A 22224-nucleotide genomic window follows, 5' to 3' on the forward strand; every position below is an offset into this window, starting at 1 on the left:
GTATATGGTTCCAGATCAGGGTCGGGCTGAGCATCTTCATCTACATAATCAGCGCTACGTTGCTGCTTTACGGATTTCTCCATGTTATATTCAATAAAAATATTATTTACTTTCTCTGTTTTAGTATCCCAATTAATACTCAAATGCAAGCCATTTTTGGAGTAAAGCAAACTTCCATTTGTTATGACACTGGGTTGGCCATAGAGCTGCAGTACTTTGCCAAGTGTATCACCGATTTTCAATCCTCTTTTAGTTTCAAACTTGGGATTTTCCAAGCTCACAGCTACTAGATAGCTTTCACCATCAACCGGTTCCTCCCCTTCAAATTCGATCTTAGATAGAACTACAAATCGAATTTCTGAATCTTTATAGTTAGGATAAGATAAGTTCCATCTTCTGTAGGTTCCATTCCCACTAATATATCCCCGATTGAAGCTGTCGTATCCCTCACTGTAACCCCACTTATGGATAAGTTCTTTAATATCCGTATTCTTATCAATTTTGTGCGACCGATATGAGATTTCAAAGTCCTCATTCTGAAGGGGTTTAGGATCAGCAGATGCAACATTCTTGGCTTTTTCGACTTCTTTACCTCGATAGTTCCCGGTGCTCTCTTGCTTAAGTTTTACGCTAGCCGTTTTCCCACTTTTGTAATTATTGATACTTGTAGAACCGCACGCAGTTACTCCCAAAATCATTACAAGCATTATAATGAAATAACCGTAACTTTGCTTGCACATTTCTATTCCTCATTCCTAATTGTAGTTATCGGTTGCCAACAATAGTCCACTCCCCTGTTTTATGTTTCCTGCTATCATTACCATTTTTCACAGGTTTAAATGTAATATTAGGAAGTTTAATACCTTCCGAAACAGCAATTTTTTGAGTTACACTTTTATCAATACTAAGCAGATATTGTTCATAATTAACAGCTTGATTTCCACTAAATATGTTATAGATTTTCTGCACATTCTCCTCCCATTTGTTATCGCTAGCGTATTCACCACAATCGACTTGTTTTGATTTCATTCTAATGACCGGAGTGGTCCAATTACAATATTGAAATACGTCCCCTTTGCCTGTAATACCACGTAATTTATTGTTTTTCACTACGGCTTGTCTGAATTCCTGACCATAGTATATATATCCCAATATTTTTCCAAATATTAAACTATTGGCTTTCATCAAATCTTTGGCATAATTAGTTTCAGCACCATGCTCACCATCCGCCGCCCTATTTGTACTACTAGTGTTAAAACTTCCAGTTCCTTCTGCAATAATAATTGCTAACAAAAAACGGGGATCAATCTGGATATGATATGTTTCTTGTATCTTTTTTGTAGCTTCCCACAAACCGTGTATCTTTTCCTGATTCCATTGCATTTTAGTGAATTTTAATGACCGCCTTTTAAACATTTTCTCGGCTTCAGAACTACCGTTATACTGGAATTCAGCAGGTATCCATTTCCCAGCCGGGGTCTTTACATTCTTTGTAGGTTCATCCTTCGGTTCGTTGGTAACTGGTTCTTCTAGTGGTACTTTAGTGCTCGTATTAATCAGACCCAATTTCTCTCGTATAGCTCGTCCCGCTTCCTCAGCAGCTAGCTTTTGCTTGATATTCCCGCTTGCCTCAGCAGTCATCCAGCGAACGGTTTCTTTTTGCATTTGCTCTTGGGCCCACTTGGGCATCGTCGCCATTTCGCGGAGCTTGCTACGAAGGCCTTCTGCCAGCTTTTGCGCTTTCCGCATGCCGGCTTCGTCACCGTTGGCTTGAGCGATATACCAATCCTCTTTGTATTTACGCATCCAGGTTTGAGCCCAGTCGGGGTAATTCAATTTTTGTTTCTTTTGTTCTGCCGCCAGATCAAAAGCCTTTGCTTTCCTGTGTGCACTAGCCGTAGTTAAAGCTTTCAACATAGGTGTTGCACCAAACGTTGGTTCTTTCCACTTCATATGCCTTCTCCTTTGTTAGGAATGCTTAGAAGAATCGTATCTCCGACATACACGTATCGTGATATTTGCTTCCTTTCTCTACTGCCTCAATCGTTATTTTCACAAATGAGGTATGAACGGCACCATCAGGAAATTCATTACTTAAAAAATCATTATCTACCATCATGGTCTGCCCATTCGAGAACTCCAGTTTCATTCGTTTAACTCTATTATTTTATTGTAGATAATTGGATATAACAGAAAATATCATGACTAATAACACAATTTCACTTATTAACACCGCAATTTTTTTTCGTTTCCTACAACTAATCACAATAACTTCAGCTTACCTATACATGTATTTGGGAAGTCCGCGCCTTTTTTCACTTCCAGGATGGTAATCTTAACGAATGATGTTCGTATAGGTTCATCGAACTTGAAACGTGTGTCATTGTTCTCAAGCACTAATGATTGTCCATCCGAGAAATCGAGTTTTATTTTTTGGATGGTATTCATGTCTAAATACTTATTGTTAACCCACATAGTGCCATCGACCATATCTATACCTCTGACCTCTTGAGTTGAACCCAAATCTATAGTTACCGTTTCTCCTACTCCGCCTGTCTTAGATCCTTCACACCAAGGGGTTAAACTATTATCGTCCGTTAAATTGCTCACGCTAAAAGAACGATTCCCCTGATTAGGGAGCGTAGAAGAGGCAGTAATTCTTTTCACTTTAACCTTGTTGCTATACTTCATATAATTGGTTTTTGTATTGATCCACTGTATTGGTACTACCCAGGTTCCTTCTCCATTTACAATGGACGAAATATCTTCTTTTTTCCCACTGGCTATATCGATCATGAACATTTTTACAGCCTCATCATCTGCCAATACTAGTTTTTTTTGATCTGGAGATAGAATAAAGTCGCCTTCATTTTTAGTTATAAACTGTACTTTTCCAGTGGGTATATCTAGTGAATAAATATCGTTTATGAAAGTATTATCCTTTTTATAAGTAGTAAAAATAAGTTGGTTCCCCTGACCCCATTGCATAATACCCGAGACATCAGTTCCTGCAAGCAGGCGCTTTGTACCACTATTGCCAGACAGATCAAGCACTACGATCCCTGGCTGATCATCCACAAAATAAAACTTGGTGTTATCTGGTGAAAACACTCCATGCCCATGGATCACGTCTGCTTTGCCTTTTTCAGTCTTCATTTCTGTAGTTCGCTTACTTATTGCATCATATAAATACAAATGCCCGTTCAATACATATAAATATTTACTTAAATCAGAAGAGATAATAGGATATTGATCAGTTGGCGGCAATTTAAACTCTCGTTCTTTTTTTCCCGCATCCAAGTTATACACTTCAATAATGAGTGGATCCTCTGGTTGCTCCCCATAAACATCTCTTGTAATTGCCATACGACTGCCGTCACTTGTTATTTTCCCGACATCTACATGTGAGCCGTGATATTTTATACGTTCTTCCCGAGTTTGCATGGTGTCAATCAGGTCGTCGATACGAATATTAGTTTTTCCAGTAGGATCATCTAAATTGGTTAAGAATTGAACTCGATCTTCTTCGCCTTCTTGACCATTTAAAAGCCATCTTGCCTTCTTTTCAGTCCCCTTTGCAGCATCCTGATTTACCTTAACTTCATTACTTGATGGTATATTGGGGGACTGCGAAGACGTAACAACGTCCCCCCCTGTGGTTGCTGTACAAGCAGACAACAGCACTGAAAATACAATAATTAAAGCCGCTTTTATATAACGCATGATTTCTCCTCTCTTTTACACTCTCTACGAAGTCCTTCTACCAGACCAAAAAGCCTTTGCTTTCCTGTGTGCATTAGCGGTTGTTAAAGCTTTCAACATAGGTGTTGCACCAAACGTTGGTTCTTTCCACTTCATATGCCTTCTCCTTTGTTAGGGATGCTTAGAAGAATCGTATCTCCGACATACACGTATCGTGATATTTGCTTCCTTTCTCTACGGCCTCAATCGTTATTTTCACAAATGAGGTATGAACGGGGTTATCAAGAAATTCGTTTCTTATAAAATCATTATCTATCATCATGGTCCGTCCATTTGAGAACTCCAGTTTCATTCGTTTAACTCTATTATTTGCTTGGAAAGCATTAGATGACTTAGCTAGGCCATTGATGAGCTCAAATCCCTTTAGTTCTTGCATAGAGCCGAAATCAATTTTGATCCACTCCCCAACACCATCTCCCTTGACTCCTTCGCACCAAGCTGTGCTTGCATCCCCATCCATGATGTTACGGGCAGCATAGGAGTTCCCTGCTTGGTCCGGAAGTGTAGATGAAGCAATAATTTTTTGTGCCGTGATGTTTTTTCGATATTTCATTAAATCCGTTGTTGTTTGTACCCATTGTGTAGGGGACACGTTATAGCCTATCCTGTGGAATACATTGGAATATTTTATAGGCAGACCTGTTTGGATGTCTGGTTGTTGCATTTCACCCTTGGAGTTCAGATAAGCAATCCTGCGGTTATCCAAGGTTATAACAGGAGACGCAGTGGCTTTCATTAGTAACCTCTTCTCCCCAGTCCTGATATTGAGCACATAAGTCTTATCATTATCGTATGAAGAAAGAACCAATTGATCGTTATAAAGCCACTGTTCAATCTGTATTCCTTCTATTCCTAGCTTGATTTTTTGGATTAGCTTGTTCTTGGACAAGTCATAGACCAATATATTATGGTTACTATCTACAAGGGCAAATTGGTTACTGTCAGGCGAAAAAACGGGAAGAACGAGATAGTGACCATCATTTAAATGCCCCAATGCTTTAGTTTTCTGTCCCTGGTTCATATAATAAAAAACGGCAGCATCATCTGTGTAAACACACTTGCGTAAGTCAGGTGACATAACAGAGTAGTCCCTATTCGGCACCTTAAATTCATACATTTTCTTTGTGGTAGATAGATCAAAGATTTTGATGATTAAATAATCCAAATCCTGCGACTCTCTACATAAAGCGATGCGCCTGCCATCATCCGAAAACCCAGCCAGATACAACTCAGATTCAGGATACGCTTCACCTTCACTTGCATGTAATTTACCTATAATGTCATCTAAATCAATATAGGTATTACCTGTAGGATCATCCATATTAGCTAGATAATCCATAGGCATATTTCCATTTTCCGCTTCAAACAACAACCAATTTATGGGCCCTTTTGCTGGAGGAAGTTTCTTGGGCTGAGAGACAGAAGCATGACTTTCATTCTGCTCCTGCGCTTTTTGGCCCTCATTCGATTGTATACACCCACCTAGCATGGAAAAGATCAAGACGAACAAAGCAATTTTATTTATTAGCACCGCAATTTTTTTTCGTTTCCTACAACTAATCACAATAACTTCAGCTCACCTATACAAGTATTTGGGAAGTCCGCGCCTTTTTTCACTTCCAGGATGGTAATCTTAACGAAAGAAGTTCGTATAGGCTCATCGAACTTGAAATATACGTCACTGCCCTCAAGCACTTCAGATTGCCCATCCGAAAAATCAAGTTTCATTTTTTTGATTTTACTTACGTCTAAATACTTATTATTAACCCACATGGCGTTATCGGCTATATCTATACCTCTTACCTCTTGAGTTGAACCCAAATCTATAGTTACCGTTTCCCCTACTCCGCCTCCCCTGGTTCCTTCACACCAAGAGGTGGAATAATTTTCATCCGTTAAATTGCTCACATTAAAAGAACGATTACCCTGTTTAGGTAGCGTAGAAGAGGCAGTAATTCTTTTCACTTTAACCTTGTTGCTATACTTCATATAATTGGTTTTTGTTTCGATCCACTGTATTGGAACCGTGCGTATTACTTGATTTTTAGTAAAAGAGGATATATCCTCTTTTCTTTCATCGCTCAGATGAACCAGATACATTTTTGAAGCTTCGTATTCTGCGGACAGCGCCAATTTTTGGTCAGGGGATAGTATAAATGGTGCCGTACTTTTAGTTACCCACCTTTTTTCTCCGCTCTCTATATCCAATGAATAGACATCTTTTGTGTAATTGTCGTCCTCTTCAGAAATTGTATAAATTAATTTATCTTCTTGATCCCACTGCAAAAGCGAAGCCCTAGATCCTGTAAGTAAACGTTTTGCTCCACTAATACCGGACAGATTCAGCATGATGATACCTGGTTGGTCACTTTCTTCAAAACAGAATCTAGTGCCATCTGGAGAAAATAATCCTGAACTAATGATACCTAAATCTATTTTACGTTTCCCAAGGTCTATTTTTGTCGTTTTCCTCATTACTGCATCATATAAATACACTTGCCCATTCAACCCATAAAGATATTTATTTAAATCAGGAGAGACTACGGGGTAAGCCGTTAAAGGCAGTTCTAACTCGGACTCTTTTTTTCCTGAGTTCAGATCATATACCTCAAGAATGTGTTTTTCGTCCCCTTCTTCTATATCAGAGGTTGTTCTTACGATCGCCATTCGACTTCCATCATTTGATACTCTACTGACAGTTACTTGGGAGTCGCGATATTTTATTCGCTCTTCTTTAGTTTGCATCGCATCTACCAAGTCATCGATTAGTATATAGGTCTTCCCTGTAGGATCATCTAAATTGGTCAAAAATTGAGTCGGATATGGGTCTTCTTCTCCATTTAAAAGCCACCGTGCTTTTTTTTCAGTAACATTTCTATTTTCTTGTGTTATCCTGTGTGATGATATTTCTTGGGGGTGAGGAGACGTGACAGCTTCCTCTCCTTTAAACCCACTACATGCCGATATAATGGCTACAAAAGTAATAACCAGTATGATTTTTATAGAATTCACTTTCTCACCACTTTCTCATCCGTTCTTAATAAAGCCTACCCATTAATCAGGTCAATGCTATTTTCTCTCGAGCGAATAGCTTGGAATTAAATATTATTATGACGTTTATACTACTTGACTTTCTTATTTGCTAATTATTGAGCCATCATCTTGTATAATACGTCTAACTGCTATAACATTTTTATAAATAAGACCGTAATTACCCTTCCAATCTTTTCCTAATTTATCTATTACTACATTGTGAGATGGCTTGTGATCGTTCTTCATATCGTGACGAGTCTGTGCACGACCATGCTCGTGAATGAACTCTCCATCTCCAATATATATTCCTACATGGTCTGGTATAAATGGTTTGGATTCGTGCTCTCCCCAATTCCCCCAATCAAATAAGATTAGGTCACCTAACTTCAGATTTTTATAATTTCCCCTAGAGCGTAAATCTTGGTGATCAACCTCTATCCCCCGATGGATTTGATCTCTTGTAGTGCCGCCTATATACACATTTAATATAGTCAAGTACACTGAGGAACTAAAATCAGAGCAATCCATATATTCAGGAGGGTGATTGGGATCAAGCTTCATCGTTGTAATTTTAGAATCCATACAGTAAGGGATTCTGCCTAAAAACCTCTTGGCGAATTCTACAATGGCTTTCCTTTTCTGGTCAGCAGAACTGTTGGATGGTGTGGGCTTCATTTCCTCATTTGCTTTGTCCTTCGTTGGCTTATCAGGAGTAGTCGGCGTCTTCTTGCCCGGTTCCGGTTTCGTTGTTGTCGTCGTTGTCGGAACAGTTGGCGTTGCAGCCTTATTAACTTTAGGCCATGGAAGAATACCATTGGCTACCTGATGCAGGTACACTGCGAGCACATCACGGCCATAGCCCTTATTCTCCAGACCGTATTTTTTCGCAAAATCATGCAATGCGGTGTTAAGCTCCTGATCCCAATCCCCTGTAGCAGGTAGCTTGTACGAGAAGCTGTCTGGATATTTCTTGGCCAGCTTGTTCAAATTCTCTCTCGCAAGCAGGCTGTTCACGCCATACTTGCTCCGTAGAGCAGCCGCTTCCTTGGTGATAGCCTTTTGATCGTCTACGGTCAGCTTATGCGCCGCATCCGCGTATTGCCCGGACAGCTCCTCCAACCGGTTGGCATCGAGATAGGAGTCAGCTGAATGCCCGCGAATCAGCTCGTTGATTAGCACATTGTCACGTAGCTGGCTGGCGAGAAGATGCATCTGCTTTTGCTTGGCTTTATCGTTGGCGCCATATGCTTCCCACCACTGGGACGTGTATTCATGCATTTGCGCTCTGGCCCAGGCAGGCATACGATCGATTTCTGCCACCTGCTGACGCAATTGCTTGGCCTTGGCCGCTGCTTCCTCGGCCGCCTTTTTGTCACCTGCTGCCACGGCTTTATAGTAGTCTTTTTTAAATTTAAGCAGCAAATCTTGCACCCATTGCGGATATCCCTTTCCCTTCAATTCTTGAATTAGGGATTTATAGGCTTTCAGTTCTGCATCAGGCACCTGATTTTTCACCAGCTTGCCAGCCTTGAGATGAAGCGTTCCATCGGTTCGGATGTAGCTGGTTTTGCACGTCAAAGACAGCTCGCGAGTAGCGGTCATCTGTACCTTTTTGCCATGTAGCACCAAGTCTGTATCAGCGTAAAAGGTAATATCGTGATGACTATACACGTGAATACCGGAGGCAGGATTTAAGCGCACAAGTATCTTTTCTTCCTGGGTGGAGAAAGCTGCTTCTTTGTCATCGAACCTCACTATTTTTTGAGTTTTGGTATGGAACAACTTTCTTTCCGGCTTGCTGATTTCATCTCCTTTGTGGTCTCTCTTGCGAAGAGCTTGAACCACATGAGCATCCTGTTCGTTGCTCGACGGAAAATACAAATGGACATGATCCCCAAGCTCAGGCATGCAATGCCAACCGATCCCATCCCCGGTGTACATCGTCGGGTAAGAAAACCAGCAGCCTTCTGCTTTGGATTGCAAAGCATCCACGGACAAGTGAAGTTTAACCGACTCTCCTTCACTGTCTAAATCAATGACTTTTCCTTCAATAGAGGCTCCTTGTATAAGCTGATTATGTATAAGTTCCCTCGGAATACCTGCTTCCGGAACCAGAACATAATCATAAGTCATGAGACCTTGCTTCATCTCTGCATGAATCTGATCAATAATCCAATGCTTTCGTTGAAATACAACGACATCTCCAAGTTCAAAGCGTTTCGTATCCTCCACTTCAGCATATGTATACCTGGGACCTGGCTTTGTTTTTTGAAGTGTAAAATTAATACTATGCAATTCACCCTTCACCTGTTCTTTCGAGGTACCTAACCATAGTCTCGGGTACACGGATGTGATTTCGGCAATCAATCCGGTTTGCAGGCGAGAGGCCATTCTTTTTAAAAACTCCCAATCACTCTCACCATACTGAATAGTGAATTCATCCAGCTTTTTATCGCTGTCCGTCAGGTCAATAAAATCCCCGTGTGGATAGGCATCTACGAGCTCGCGGAATAATTGATAGTACGTCAAATTTCTGTTTTGAAACGAACGATTCTTCGGTTGTTGATCCAGCAAATATGTAAAAGAGGTAGCCTCTATGTACATGTGATATACGCCATTTTTGAATCCGATGCTAATATTGGTGACGACTCCTTTAAAAATACTAACCGTCCCTTGATCTCCATCCGTCTCATATACCTCCAGCACATCCTCATCATGCGCTAAACCGTCATACTTCGCATGATCTTCATCCGGTATGAGAGCAGTGATATACACCTTGCCGTGCTCATTCACCTTCTGTGTCAATTTAAAATCCAGCAGCCGGACAATTTCATACGGTGCATTCACTCTAATATTTCCATATGTCAGCACAGTTCCTGCCAGTCCCATCTTACTCCCCCATTTGTCTTAGCATGTGATGTCACTTTCTACAATGAGTAGCTATTCCTGTCCGTCTGTCGTGAATGAAATTTTCCCACACCACATGCATAAGTTCGTGGAACAGCTCATAAGAGCCGGAGATTGATCTACGTATACATCCTTCTTTCCATTCAACCAAGGCATAGAAACGCTCGGTTTGCAGGGCTGTGGAATGACTTTTCCGGAATTACCTTTGTTTGCAGAAGAAACTGCAGGATTATGCATACTGCGGCACATTCCGAAAGAAGGGATATGCGTCTGCGGGTGAAAATCCTGAATATTCGCCTGCATTTTATCGCCAATGCTAATCCCCCTGTTAGCTGAAACACTAAACCTGCCCGTATGGCTTCCATAGCTGCACTGTATCTGTGCCCCATCCACTACATAGCTCTCACTCATTCTCGGACTCTCCTTTGGATAGACGGCCCCGTTGTATCGACCTTTTGTAATTTCAAGCCTGTCAGATTAAACTTCAAAATACATTCAGCCACATCCAGATCTACAATGATATGATGATTGGCATTCTGAACCTTGAATATCTTATGATTCTCCACTGCATTTTCATCTAAAATGATTTTCCTTAGCGTACCGTCTCTATGATATTCACTAAGTGGTGATAAGCACATAAGGTCAGGCGGGTTAGCCAGCCAATACCTCGTTTGCTGCATACGCTGTATATCGGCAAATACAATCAGCTTCCAGCTTAATCCGGCTTGATATATATCAAAGATTTCCTTTAGTTGTTCAGAAACGATAGATACCGGATGTCCTATATAATCAATATAGTCGGCATCACCTGATACATAAAATTGTAAAACAGACTCTTCATCAGGCAATGATGAACTTTCTGCCCATTCCAATAACTGTCTTCGATTCGTCTCTACTGGATACATATACTCTGTGATACGATCATCCTGTTGAATCATGTAGTATTCCATCGGCTGCTGAGTACACCACCTTACTGATTCCTTTATACTCCCCTATTCGTACTTCCAAATCATCCTCGCAGCTCAGCACCTTAAATTCCGGTGTTTGTACAGCCTGTCCTATAGCATCCTTGGCTAGCTGCAAAATATATTGATGAAATTCTTCCGCAGCCTGAAGTGCGAACCGCTCTACATCGGGCTGAATAACCTTATTCATATACGGTTTTCGAAGCTGGCTCAGTTCATCTACCAGTTCTCCCCAAAAACTGAAAGCCCATCCTGCATCATAGACTCCTTGGCATGGCCCAGGATCAAAGAACCAGCTTTTATCATAGGCTTCGATAATATAGTTATAATTTCGATCCACCAGATAGGTACGCCTCATGGAATAGGTTATGTATCCGATCCTGGCTTTGGACTCCTCCATATGATTAGCCTGCTGACAAATCCATTGAAAGGATTGAATAAAAGAGAAGATGAGCTCTTCTTTTCGCTGTTCATACAAAGACGCTACGTGGTGTATTTTCTGCCTCAGCACCTCTTCTGCATAGATCTTATGAAAGTGTTCTAGTGCTTCCAGTCTATTCATAATCCCACCTCTAAACCTATTATATAGAATATTTACATGATATTACTGGTGCTAGACACCTATTTTATTACACTTTTCTCATATGATGAGATTTAAAATAAAGGGATGAAAACCTTCGAAAATCATTGATTATTTTCATAAATGTGCATTCATATAATCAATACCTTTCAAAAACCCCCTCCTCGCTAGACCTATTAGATGAAGGTTTGCGCAAGCGAATAGGTAAATCGGAGTAGAAAGCTCGGACTGCCTGAACATAAAAAACCTGTGACCGGTTACGTCACAGGTTTTGATATATAGTCTTGTAGACGGATTGCATCGTCACTTCAAACAGCAAGTATAGACATGCTCACCTTAGTAACGTTTGGGCGCAGCCAGCTTGGCCAAATCCGTCATATACGTAAAAAAGGCTTCCGGGTCTGTATCATATACGAGGTTCACAGGCCGACCTTCCGCCTGCTCCACCGTTCTGCCCTGGCTTGGACCTTCAGCGATAACACTGCAATGCACCGTCTTTTTCTTGACGATGTCCGGGCGTCCGACAGATGCAGTGGTCAGAACATCCCACAAATAGTAAGTTGAATTGGTTTCGCTATAAACAAGCGGTGGACAGCCTGCGTAGCAGTTGCCCAGGAAATCCACGCCCTCATAGCAGCGCTCGGCAGCCCAGCGATTGCGCACGGCTGGAGTCAATGGCACTTTGCTTGTACTCTCCAGCGCGACCAGATCAATCGTGATGCCGCTTTGCCATACCCGGTATGCCGCTTCCGGGTCCCAGAATACATTCCACTCTGCTGTGCCGTCATGCTCCGGCTCCTCTACATTCCCTTTTTCAAAGGTGCCGCCCATCCATACCAGCTTTTCAATCTTGGCTTCAATGTCCGGCGCCTCATCCAGCGCGCGGGCCAGATCGGTTAGCGGCCCGGTGAACAGCAACAGCGTTTTACCTTCGGCTCCGCGTACCTTTTCGATCAGATGCTGATGAGCCGGCAGGGATGAAAGCGGCGCTTCCATTCGCCCCGATTCATTCAGTACAGGTAATGCATCCACATAGAAGGAATGTAGACGCCAAGCGGCAGGAAATGGATTCTTACCGCGTGAATTGGATTTGGCAACTTCCACAGGCCCTTTATTCTGTCCAAAACGATCAATAATTTTACGGCTGGCATCCGTTGCGGGCTCCAGGTAGCCATCCGCTGGAATAACCGATACTCCGGTCAAATGAACCTGCTCCATCTGAAGCAGCATAAACAGGGATACCAGATCATCTACTCCACCATCATGATTAAAATAAACGTTTGTCCGACTCATCTGTCTCTTCCTTCCTTTATCCCCGTAACACAGGCGTGTTCTTGTCGGTAATCACCCTTCATTATGACTGATCGCTTCACAGGCGTAAATGCGCTAAAGCGGTCGATATCTGTGTGAAAATACACATTTCTACCAATCACATATAATTTAAATTTTGTGCAACTTCTTTTATAATCTGATACACAGCAGGAAAGAAGGTGCAAGCCCATGGTACCCAATCTGAATACAGACGGAGATGGCCTATATGCTATCATTGAACAATTACGGAAAGAGCTTGTTGCAAAGGCACAATATATGGCCTTCACCGACCCTTCCATGGTCGAATTAAGCCAACGCCTGGATCACTATGTAGTCCTTGCACAGCTAAAAAAAAGGGCAGCTGATCACTCCACCTTTGCTCCATAAGGGCGCGCCACGGCTATGGCCTGCTTCGCAAATCCTGCTTTCCCAAATCTGGATGGCGCAAGTTCGTATACGATCAGTCCCCTCCCGTAATCGTGATACCGTCCATATTCGCGCCTGCAAAATCCGGGCCTACCAGCTTGCAATGGTCCAACCGGACCACAAACAGACTGGCACTGGCCAATACACCATTCGTAAAGGCAGACTCCTTGAAATGTTATGCATTCAGCGTAGCTCCGGTAAAATCGAACTCTTTTTCTTATCCCCCCTATCCCCTGTCTCAAAATCAGTCGTTCAGCTTTTCGGAAAGGATCGCTCAAAACCGCTTTTCATTTTCCAAAGCAAGGCCTTCATGGTCTCATGATCCTGTGCTGTAAACTCCGTCATACATGACCGGATCAGCCTGGTGTAATAAGGGCCTACCGTCCGTAGCAGCTCTCGTCCGGCCTCCTTCAATCCGATGGTCACCATCCGTCCGTCGCGCTCGTGTGCCACGCGTTCGATCATGCCATCCCGCTCCAGCCCATCAATCAGCCCTGTCATAGTCCCCCGTGTGACATCAGCCTTTTCAGCCAGCTCCGATGGCGTCATTCGATGCGGTGCATGAAAATGCAACAGGCTAAGGACGATGATTCGGCCCTGTGAGGCACCCAGCCTGGCAAGATCCGTATCCATTTCTCTGAAAATACTGTTGGCCAGGCGCGCAAAAGTCACGAAAGTCTCCATATTGTCTACTTCGGCCTCCTCTTGACCAAAGCGGCGCAGCACCCCACGAATAGAGTCATTATGAAAATTAAAATTCATAGTCTGTCCATTCCTTCCCTAATCCCGCTTGTTCCACCAAACGATAGCTCCTCCATTCATCCGGCAGTAAAGAAGCATACGGCTCCTTGGCAAACCGATCATCTACCAGCACCAGCAAGCCTTCGTCTTGCTCTGTGCGAATAAGTCTGCCCCCTGCCTGGAGAACCTTATTCATCCCCGGGTATATATACGCATAGTTGAAGCCGTTCCGTTCTTGCCCTGAGAAGTATTCCCGCAGCACGTCCCGCTCCGCGCCAATTTGCGGCAATCCCACACCGATAATCACGACCCCGTTCAAGCGGTCTCCCGGCAAGTCGACACCTTCGGCAAACACGCCACCCAGCACGGCGAAGCCGAGCAAGGTGCGTTCCTGTCCTGACTGGAACGCCTCCAGGAAGTGATCCCGCTCCGGTTCGGTCATCCCGGGGCTCTGTACCAACGTATCTGCGTGTACGTTCCGATGTACGAACTCCTCATATACCTCGCGCAGATAGGGATAGGACGGGAAAAACACGAGGATATTCCCTTGATGCTCCTCTGCCAATCCGACCAGCATGTCCGCAATCGCCCCTTTCGAGCGCTCACGATCCCGATAGCGAATGGAGAGCGGCAACAGGCGTACATCCCATTGTTCTTGATGAAAGGGGGAAGCAACCTGCAGCGTATAATCCTCTTCCTTCACTCCCAGCATATCCCGGTAATAACCAAGCGGCGTCAACGTTGCGGAGAAATAAATAGCTGAGCTATAGCCCTTGATAGACATGTCAGCCGAAAACATATCCCGTCCGCGCTCCACCAGATTATGCGCCTCGTCCACCAATACAACGCCTTTTCGCTTATGCTCCTCCAGCAGTCTCTTCAAAGACATACGCGGATCGAAAACGTAGTTATAATCACTGATTATACCATCCGAGGCATACGCCACATCCAGTGAAAATTCAAAGGGGCATACCCTGTGCTTGCGCGCGTAACGCTCAATCACCGCCCGGGTCATTAATGTCTCATTTGCCAAAATATCGGATACCGCACCGTTAATTCGGTCATAATAGCCCTCGCATAAGCTGCATGCTCCCGCATCACAGTCATTTTCGTCCTTGAAGCAAATTTTATCCTTTGCAGTCAAAGTGGCTACGTGCATATGCAGCCCTTGAGCCTGCATGTGGGCATATGCTTCTTCTGCAGCTGCACGGGTCGTGATACGAGCCGTCACATAATATACTCGGCTCACCAGCCCTTCGCCGATGGCCTTGATTGCAGGAAACAAGGTGGATATCGTTTTCCAGTGTACGGGTTGGCCATTCCCCTGAATTTCTTCGAGGGGCAGAGAGATGGATTTGATCTCATCAACCGTCCATACACCAGCCAGTTCAATGAACCCGTCACACGGCCTTCGACGACAAATAAGACATCCTGGTATGAGATTTCCGTGCGTAGATACACCTCTTTGCGTTCTTGCTCCTTATAGCCTTTCTGGATCACCTGATGCACGCGAGTTCCTTCCACCATACTGCTGTTCGAACGGAAGCCACTGTGAATGCTGCCGCTCCGATGCACATATTCCACAAGTGGACGTACCGATATGTAAATTGACTCCTCCATACGATCACCCGTTCCGGTCATAGTCTTTTAACTTTATCACGAAAATAAAGGAAACGTAAGGGACATAAGCATTGTTTGTAACCAATTACTACAATTACTACAATTACTATTCACTTGCACTTATTTTTTACCGAAATATAGAAATGAGACTTATTACTTTGTTCTCAGCAGTGTCCAACTCACATTACAGCATAAAGGATAGAGTTATGTTAAAAGAATTAATTAACAATTTTGCATTATTAACGAGCTTCTTATTCTTTGGGAATCTGCTATCACGAAAATACGGACGTCACCTGGAAAAACATAAATATATGCATCAGGTAATGAACGGCTTAATGTTGGGACTGTCTGGCATTCTTTTAATGATGACTGGTTTATGGAGCAACGGGCATTTTGTGGTCGATCTGCGCCAATTGGCTATTATCATATCTGTTTATATGGGAGGAACCGTATCCGGTCTGTTGACCACCCTGATCATAAGCCTGTACCATATTTACATCACCGGTGGTTGGACAGATGTTTCTCTGACTGCTACTGTCATTTGCTTCATGACACTGGGCATTTCACTTATCTTCCTTCGAGAAAAAAAACTAACACTCCGTAAATGGATGTCAGCCGTGCTTGGAGCTGCTGTTTTGTCGCTGTTATCTGCTTTCCTTGTGATTAATCCCCCCAATAATGGAACGATTGCAATAGTCACAACCGTTAAGTTGCTTGGCGGTCTGTTCACTTATTTCATGATGTCTCATATCAAAAAAACAGAACGGGCCTTTCACCTGCTCGAAGAGGCTGCGAATCGCGACCATTTAACCGGATTATACAGTCCGCGTGCTTTCGATGCGCTATTTGAAGAGGTCTTTCATACTTCCAAGGCTACCAAACAACCCTTTGGCGTCGTTATGCTGGATATTGACCATTTTAAAAATATTAACGATACCTATGGTCATTTGAACGGCGATACCGTCTTGAGCCAATTAGGAATTATGCTAAATCGGGAGTTTACAATGAGGGCATACCCCTCGCGAAAAGGCGGAGAGGAATTTGCCATTCTGATTGGAGATTGCGATACCGAGAGGGCAGCAAGCCTGGCCGAAAAGATTCGAAAAGCTGTGGAACATGGCCCATTCCAATTGAATGACGGAACCATCGTCCCTTTGACCGTATCCATTGGAGCAGGCAGTTTCCCTGCCATTGCAGCGGAGAAATTAATGGAGAAAGTAGATAGCGCCCTGTATGAAGCCAAACGCTCAGGACGCAATCGGGTGGAACTGGCAAAGCCATGATATTAGTAGCTAAATGTCAAGGGGCTGGATTATTGTTAATAAAATGTGCTAAAATGGAAATAACAGCATTTATAGAAACTTTATGCTGCTAGTGAAGACATGTTTTACAATCGACATGGGAGGTGGGCTTTTTGGACCTCGAACAATTGGAGAAACTCATGGAAAAAGAACGCCGCGAATTGAATCGTATGGCTAACTTACACGGATTGAAGGATGAACGTGTATTGGACAAATCCTCCAGGCTTGACCGAATTATGGACAAGTACCATCATACCAAGCGTACGGTAAACCAGAACAATCAGGCACATTCATAGAGCAAGCTATATCGCTGCCCATCAGGGCAGCTTTTTTATACAAGCGTCCATTGCCCGACACGTATTGATCCGATCGCAATCACTTCTCTCGGGAATACTTGCCAGCATACTCTGTCCGCAGCAGTTCCTGTGTGAACGATATCCATTCCCGGGCTGCAAAGGATAGATAACGGTCCTTCCGCCAGATCATCCCCAAATGCCATGGAATGACGGGGTCCACTAACGGGAGGATACGCAAGCGCTCAGAATCGAGATCCCGGCAAATCGCCTCCGGTAACAGTGCTATCCCCAGGTTGGCAGCAACCATTTCGCTGATGAGATCCCATTGTGAGCTTTCGTAGACTACATGCGGCTGAAAGCCGGCACGGACACACTCCGCAATGATACGGTCATGGAGCGTAAAGTCTTCACGGAACAGTACAAAGGGCTCCTCTGCCAGCGCGGATAGCGGCACCTCCTCACTTTCTGCCAAGGCATGCGTAGGATGAACAAGCAGGTTCAACTTTTCCTCCACAAATAGAAATGTCTCAAACATATCGCCAACCGCAGGCAGCACGATCACCCCGATATCCAACGCTCCGGCTCCCACGTCCTGCTCCACTTTCTTGGCCCCATCCTCGAACAGTTGAATGGTCACATCGGGAAAGGCCTTGTGAAATTCCCCAATGACACGCGGAAAAAAGCTTGATCCTACCATCGGGGGCAAGCCGATACGGATGTGTCCTTTTTTCAGGTTCATTAAATCACTCAGCTCCGAAGACAAGCTCTGAAAGGATTTCACGATCGCTTGTGCTTGAAGCTCAATCACCTTCCCCGCATCCGTCAGCTCAACTTTTTTGCCAATTCGGTTGAACAGGATGACACCCAGTTCCTCCTCCAGACTTCGAATCGTCTTGCTGATCGTCGGCTGTGTAATGAACATGCTCTGGGCTGCCTTTGTAAAGCTGCGCAGCCGCGCAACTTCCAAAAAATATTGTAAATGCCGGATATCCAAACTTACACCTCCTTTCATAGACAAACGGAATACATTTCATTCTTTATATGCATTTTACTCATGAAAGCTTGTGATGTAAAATTTCATTAAAGTTTTGAAAATAACGGAACTCAAAGATAGGAGTCAATATATATGAAAAGTTTCATACGCGGTGTTCTGCAGGTTGCCGTCCTGATGGCCTTTTCGCTCATTTTGAACGCAGGAGTCGCCTGGCTCCATCTGCCTGTACCCGGCAGCATTATCGGTATGGTGATCCTCTTTATTTTACTGCAAACAGGCTTGGTCCGGTTAAGCTGGATCGAGGTTGGCGCGAACTGGCTGCTGGCCGAACTGCTATTATTCTTTATTCCTTCTGCTGTTGGTGTTATGAATTATTGGCCGATGCTCGAACACGATGGCATGAGTATTATGCTGGTCGTACTGCTCGGCACCTTTCTGGTGATGGCCTGCACAGGTATGATCGCCAGTCTGCTTGGTAAACGAAAGGAGCACAAATCATTATGATCGGTCTTCTATGCATTGTATTGACACTCGCTATTTACTGGATGGCCAAACGCATGTACCGTACCCTGCCCAAGGTGTATATGTCTCCACTGCTTATTACACCTGTCGCTATTATTTTGATTTTGACGCTGACGGGCGTGAACTACCGTTCCTATAATTCCGGCGCACACTTGCTGTCTATGCTGCTACAGCCAGCTACGATTGCTTTTGCCGTCCCTTTGTACCGCAACTTCTCTGTGTTGAGAAAACACGCGTCCCAAATCATATTGAGTGTGCTGTCCGGTTCTGTTGTAGCCGTATTGTCCTCCATGGCCCTTGCCAAATGGATGCATCTGGATTCCTCGCTGCTGAGCAGCCTGATCCCCCGCTCCATTACGACACCCATTGCCATGAATGTATCACAAACGATTGGCGGTAATCCAACCGTCACGGCTGTATTCGTTATATTAACCGGATTAAGTGGCCTTATTATCGGTCCGATGATCGTTAAGCTGTTTCATATTGAAAATGAAGTGTCACGCGGAGTGCTGCTCGGTACCGGTGCTCATGGTACCGGTACTTCCAAAGCATTCGAATTCAGCTCGCTGACAGGTACAATCTCCAGCATCTCCATGGTGCTAGCCGCTCTCTTTACCTTGGCGGCTGCGCCGTTCCTGTTTCACTTGATGCTGTAAGCATTTATATACCAAAAGAACCTCCGTTCCACAAATAGCTGGTGGAACGGAGGTTCTTTGCATAGTCGAGAGCAATGGAAGAGGGCATCCAAACACGCAAGGACGCTCTTCGCACCGCCATCAAATGGCCTTCACGACGCCTGATTTCTCCTCTGCCTTTACAGGCGTCACCGCTTCATGCAGGCAAGCATCGAGCTCGGCCGCATATTGGCGCTCCTGCGCGGCGTTCCAGCCTGCATGCTCAGACATCAGTGCAATGACGGGCTCCTGCCAGCGCTTCACTTCGTCAATCTGGAAGAACAGCGCTCCGGTTCGGCGTATGAAGAAATCAGACGGGGTCACCGTCATTTCCTGTTCCATCGCATACAGGAGCGGAACACGCACCTCCACAGGCAATGCCGCTTCCGCCCCGGCAGCCTCCTTCATGCTGCGCGCTGCGATCGCAAACAGCCGCTCTGTATTGGAGCCGTAGCGAGTGGCCCATGCTCTGGCCGTTTGCGGCGATAGACCAAACGCAGCGCCAGCTATAGCTTGCTTGCTCACGAAAGAGTCCCAGCCTGCCGAGCCGCCTACGTCGCCGCCCGAAATCGGGATATGGCGGGTGCGGCATGGCCGGAAGCTCTGCCCATGCAAGCGCCCCAACTCCCGCACCGCCTGATCCACGACAAGCTCGGACATTTTCCGGTAGCCTGTCAGCTTGCCGCCCGCAATCGTGATCAGACCCGAACGGGATTTCCAAATTTCGTCCTTGCGTGAAATTTCCGAAGGGCTTTTGCCGTCCTCATAGATGAGCGGTCGTACCCCCGCCCAGCTGGATTCCACATCCTTGATATTGAGCTTTACGTCAGGGAACATCCCGTTGATCGCTTGAAGCACGTACGCCCGATCTTCAGCGGTCATCCGGGGATGAGCTATATCCCCTTCATATACGGTATCGGTTGTACCTGCGTAGGTCTTCCCATCACGCGGAATTGCAAACACCATACGTCCATCCGGTGTGTCGAAGTACACAGCCTGTTGCAGCGGAAAGCGCTTGGCATCGAATACCAGATGGACGCCTTTCGTCAGGCGGAGCACCTTGCCCTCTTTGGAACGATCCATCTCCCGCAGCGTATCCACCCATGGTCCAGCCGCGTTAATGACCAGCGAAGCCCGGATGTCGTAAGACTTCCCCGTGACCTGGTCGGTTACACTTGCGCCGCTAATTCGACCTTCGTCATACAGCAGTCTGTCAGCCTTAGCATAGTTCACCGCCAGCGCTCCTCGCGCGACAGCCTCCTTCATGACCTCAATTGTTAGGCGAGCATCATCTGTACGATACTCTACATAGCTGCCGCTTCCCTTCAGTCCTTCCCGCTTCAGCAAAGGCTCCCGCTCCAGTGTAGCCTGGATGTCCAGCATTCGGCGGCGCTCACTGTGTTTGACCCCGGCCAGAAAATCATATACCAGCAGTCCGATCGAGGTGGTGAACGCATTAAATGTGCCACCCTTGTGAAAAGGAAGCAGCATACGCTCCGGTATGGTCACATGAGGGCCATTTTCGAATACGATTGCCCGCTCCTTCCCGACCTCGGCTACCATCTTCACCTCAAATTGCTTCAAATAACGGAGACCTCCATGCACCAGCTTGGTAGAGCGACTGGACGTGCCTGCTGCGAAATCCTGCATTTCCACCAGAGCCGTCTTCAAACCGCGATCCGCGGCATCCAGCGCAATTCCGGCTCCTGTAATACCGCCGCCAATAATTAATATATCAAAATGCTCCCGTCCCATACATTCCAAAACAGCCGTTCTCTCCTGCGCGGCAAATCCCTGTTCTCCCATCATTGATCCCTCCCCGTTTTGTATCTGTTGCACGATGGATCTGCCAAACCAATCATCAAAAGATGCAAAAAAAGACCACAAACAATCGCTACGGCACATGCCGAGCGGTTCATGGTCTCTCCAAATCTCCTGACGAGTATTAACTTATCCATATCGTAGCACACACGGTACATGATGAAAAGGGAAATCTGCCTACTACTTGAACGCCACCGCGGCATGAACCGCCTTTTTCCGGCCGCCGTAGCGTTCAACCCGTACGCCCCCACTTGATATCTATCGCCTATAATACTCGAACAGCTGTTTATTGGATGTTGTAACTGCTGTAGCTCCCGCAGCAATAGCCGCTTTCACATCTTCGGGAGTACGAATCAGCCCGCCAGCTAATATGGGAATTCCCGTACGCTCGCCGACCTCTTGAATCATTGGCGGAACAATGCCGGGCAGCACCTCAATATAATCGGGCCGTGTTTTTTTCAACAGCGCGTAGCTTTTTTCCAGCGCAATCGTATCCAGCAGGAACACCCGCTGAACAGCAAGAATTCCTTTCTTTTTAGCAGTTGCAATCACTCCGGACCGTGTCGAGATAATCCCAAACGGCTTAATCTCCTGACACAAATATTCCGCAGCATATTCATCATGTTTCAAGCCTTGCACCAGATCGGCATGCAAAAACATCTGCTTATTGCGACTCCTGGCAAGCTGGTACAGGCTGCGTAGCTGCGCCACATGCGTATCCAGAAAAACCGCATACTCATAGGAGCTGTCCAAAATGCCCTCCAGCTGCTTCATGTGCTTGGCGGCAGGCAAAATGCGTTGTCCCTGAAATAGCATGGATATCCCCCTTAGATCCCTAGGCTAAATGTCGGTCAAATCTTCCAAATTTTATATTATCACTCTATTTAACGAACGTGAAGCGATTTCATAGTCTAGCTTTTTTTTCATACTCTATTTCTTTTGCCATTATCGTCCGTCACTTCTACTCTAACTATTTGACGAGGTTGGATATGATCGTTGATATGGATATCGTAATGCTCTCTGCCGGTCAAACCGATCGTATCTGCATTTTCGCCGTCTTTGAATTGAAGCGGAAGAATGCCCATCAATGCAAGGTTGCTGCGGTGAATACGCTCAAAAGCTTTGTGCAATCACGGCTTTCACACAAGAATCTGCGTAGCTTCTGCCACCCGGTCACCCGAGCTGCCCATTCCGTCATCGATTCCTGCAATAACAATCAAACTGTCCTGTTGGTATCTCATGGCAGTTTCATAAATAGACCTGATTTCTCC

Annotated in this window: 18 protein-coding genes and 4 pseudogenes; 5 read left to right on the top strand and 17 right to left on the bottom strand. The window is 45.0% G+C overall.

All coding sequences use genetic code 11. The annotated features are described in order from the left end of the window. The 11 genes and pseudogenes from JO375_RS00745 to JO375_RS00790 form a co-directional block, all read right to left on the bottom strand. A pseudogene (locus JO375_RS00745) lies at nt 1-707 on the bottom strand (hypothetical protein); the annotation flags it as partial. A gap of 58 nt (nt 708-765) precedes the next feature. Then, nucleotides 766-1953, bottom strand: a complete 1188-nt coding sequence (locus JO375_RS00750) for a hypothetical protein (RefSeq protein WP_229522676.1) — start codon at nt 1951-1953, stop codon at nt 766-768. 25 nt (nt 1954-1978) lie between these two features. After that, nucleotides 1979-2155: pseudogene (locus JO375_RS24905) on the bottom strand (NADase-type glycan-binding domain-containing protein); the annotation flags it as partial. Between the two features lie 107 nt (nt 2156-2262). After that, the gene (locus tag JO375_RS00755) at nt 2263-3723 is read right to left on the bottom strand and encodes an NADase-type glycan-binding domain-containing protein (RefSeq protein ID WP_229522677.1); all 1461 of its coding nucleotides are present in this window, start codon (nt 3721-3723) and stop codon (nt 2263-2265) included. A gap of 160 nt (nt 3724-3883) precedes the next feature. After that, a complete protein-coding gene (locus JO375_RS00760; RefSeq protein WP_229522678.1) occupies nt 3884-5263 on the bottom strand; it encodes an NADase-type glycan-binding domain-containing protein in 1380 nt (459 codons plus the stop codon). Nucleotides 5264-5322: 59 nt separating this feature from the next. After that, nucleotides 5323-6774, bottom strand: coding sequence for an NADase-type glycan-binding domain-containing protein (locus JO375_RS00765; protein ID WP_229522679.1), 1452 nt, complete (start codon nt 6772-6774; stop codon nt 5323-5325). 123 nt (nt 6775-6897) lie between these two features. Further along, on the bottom strand, nt 6898-9684 hold the full coding sequence (locus JO375_RS00770; protein ID WP_229522680.1) for an NlpC/P60 family protein: 2787 nt from the start codon (nt 9682-9684) through the stop codon (nt 6898-6900). A 51-nt stretch (nt 9685-9735) separates the two neighbouring features. Beyond that, a complete protein-coding gene (locus tag JO375_RS00775; protein WP_229522681.1) occupies nt 9736-10113 on the bottom strand; it encodes a DUF4280 domain-containing protein in 378 nt (125 codons plus the stop codon). Next, nucleotides 10110-10640 (bottom strand): hypothetical protein, encoded by a 531-nt coding sequence (locus JO375_RS00780; RefSeq protein WP_322098679.1) that lies wholly within the window; start codon nt 10638-10640, stop codon nt 10110-10112. The genes JO375_RS00775 and JO375_RS00780 overlap by 4 nt, the downstream gene beginning before the upstream one ends. Continuing rightward, entirely contained in the window at nt 10624-11229 is a 606-nt protein-coding gene (locus tag JO375_RS00785) for a hypothetical protein (protein ID WP_229522683.1), read from the bottom strand. The genes JO375_RS00780 and JO375_RS00785 overlap by 17 nt, the downstream gene beginning before the upstream one ends. A gap of 354 nt (nt 11230-11583) precedes the next feature. Next, on the bottom strand, nt 11584-12540 hold the full coding sequence (locus tag JO375_RS00790) for a nucleoside hydrolase (RefSeq protein ID WP_229522684.1): 957 nt from the start codon (nt 12538-12540) through the stop codon (nt 11584-11586). A gap of 207 nt (nt 12541-12747) precedes the next feature. On the opposite strand from JO375_RS00790, the gene JO375_RS00795 reads away from it, so the two are divergent. Then, nucleotides 12748-12945, top strand: coding sequence for an aspartyl-phosphate phosphatase Spo0E family protein (locus JO375_RS00795; RefSeq protein WP_229522685.1), 198 nt, complete (start codon nt 12748-12750; stop codon nt 12943-12945). 291 nt (nt 12946-13236) lie between these two features. Here JO375_RS00795 and JO375_RS00805 read toward each other — a convergent pair whose 3' ends face one another. Together JO375_RS00805 and JO375_RS00810 are read right to left on the bottom strand one after the other, a co-directional pair. After that, nucleotides 13237-13746, bottom strand: a complete 510-nt coding sequence (locus JO375_RS00805) for a MarR family winged helix-turn-helix transcriptional regulator (RefSeq protein ID WP_229522686.1) — start codon at nt 13744-13746, stop codon at nt 13237-13239. Continuing rightward, nucleotides 13736-15366 (bottom strand): annotated as a pseudogene (locus JO375_RS00810) (ATP-dependent DNA helicase). Before JO375_RS00810 ends, JO375_RS00805 begins: the two are co-directional and overlap by 11 nt. Before the next feature lie 185 nt (nt 15367-15551). Between JO375_RS00810 and JO375_RS00815 the strand changes: the two are divergent. After that, nucleotides 15552-16628, top strand: a complete 1077-nt coding sequence (locus tag JO375_RS00815; RefSeq protein ID WP_322098676.1) for a GGDEF domain-containing protein — start codon at nt 15552-15554, stop codon at nt 16626-16628. A 131-nt stretch (nt 16629-16759) separates the two neighbouring features. After that, nucleotides 16760-16942, top strand: a complete 183-nt coding sequence (locus tag JO375_RS00820; RefSeq protein ID WP_322098677.1) for an aspartyl-phosphate phosphatase Spo0E family protein — start codon at nt 16760-16762, stop codon at nt 16940-16942. A 79-nt stretch (nt 16943-17021) separates the two neighbouring features. Here the strand turns inward: JO375_RS00820 and cidR are convergent, their stop codons facing one another. Continuing rightward, nucleotides 17022-17936, bottom strand: a complete 915-nt coding sequence (cidR, locus tag JO375_RS00825; protein ID WP_229522689.1) for a cidABC operon transcriptional activator CidR — start codon at nt 17934-17936, stop codon at nt 17022-17024. Between the two features lie 132 nt (nt 17937-18068). Between cidR and JO375_RS00830 the strand changes: the two genes are divergently transcribed. After that, entirely contained in the window at nt 18069-18440 is a 372-nt protein-coding gene (locus tag JO375_RS00830) for a CidA/LrgA family protein (RefSeq protein ID WP_229522690.1), read from the top strand. Beyond that, entirely contained in the window at nt 18437-19114 is a 678-nt protein-coding gene (locus JO375_RS00835; protein WP_229522691.1) for a CidB/LrgB family autolysis modulator, read from the top strand. The genes JO375_RS00830 and JO375_RS00835 overlap by 4 nt, the downstream gene beginning before the upstream one ends. A gap of 120 nt (nt 19115-19234) precedes the next feature. Here JO375_RS00835 and JO375_RS00840 read toward each other — a convergent pair whose 3' ends face one another. The 3 genes and pseudogenes from JO375_RS00840 to JO375_RS00850 form a co-directional block, all read right to left on the bottom strand. Beyond that, entirely contained in the window at nt 19235-20938 is a 1704-nt protein-coding gene (locus JO375_RS00840) for a glycerol-3-phosphate dehydrogenase/oxidase (protein WP_322098678.1), read from the bottom strand. 273 nt (nt 20939-21211) lie between these two features. After that, on the bottom strand, nt 21212-21769 hold the full coding sequence (locus JO375_RS00845; protein WP_229522693.1) for a glycerol-3-phosphate responsive antiterminator: 558 nt from the start codon (nt 21767-21769) through the stop codon (nt 21212-21214). A 107-nt stretch (nt 21770-21876) separates the two neighbouring features. Continuing rightward, a pseudogene (locus JO375_RS00850) lies at nt 21877-22194 on the bottom strand (hypothetical protein). Nucleotides 22195-22224: the final 30 nt, after the last annotated feature.

It is taken from the genome of Paenibacillus farraposensis (assembly GCF_020736845.1).
In the GTDB taxonomy this organism is placed as follows: domain Bacteria; phylum Bacillota; class Bacilli; order Paenibacillales; family Paenibacillaceae; genus Paenibacillus; species Paenibacillus farraposensis.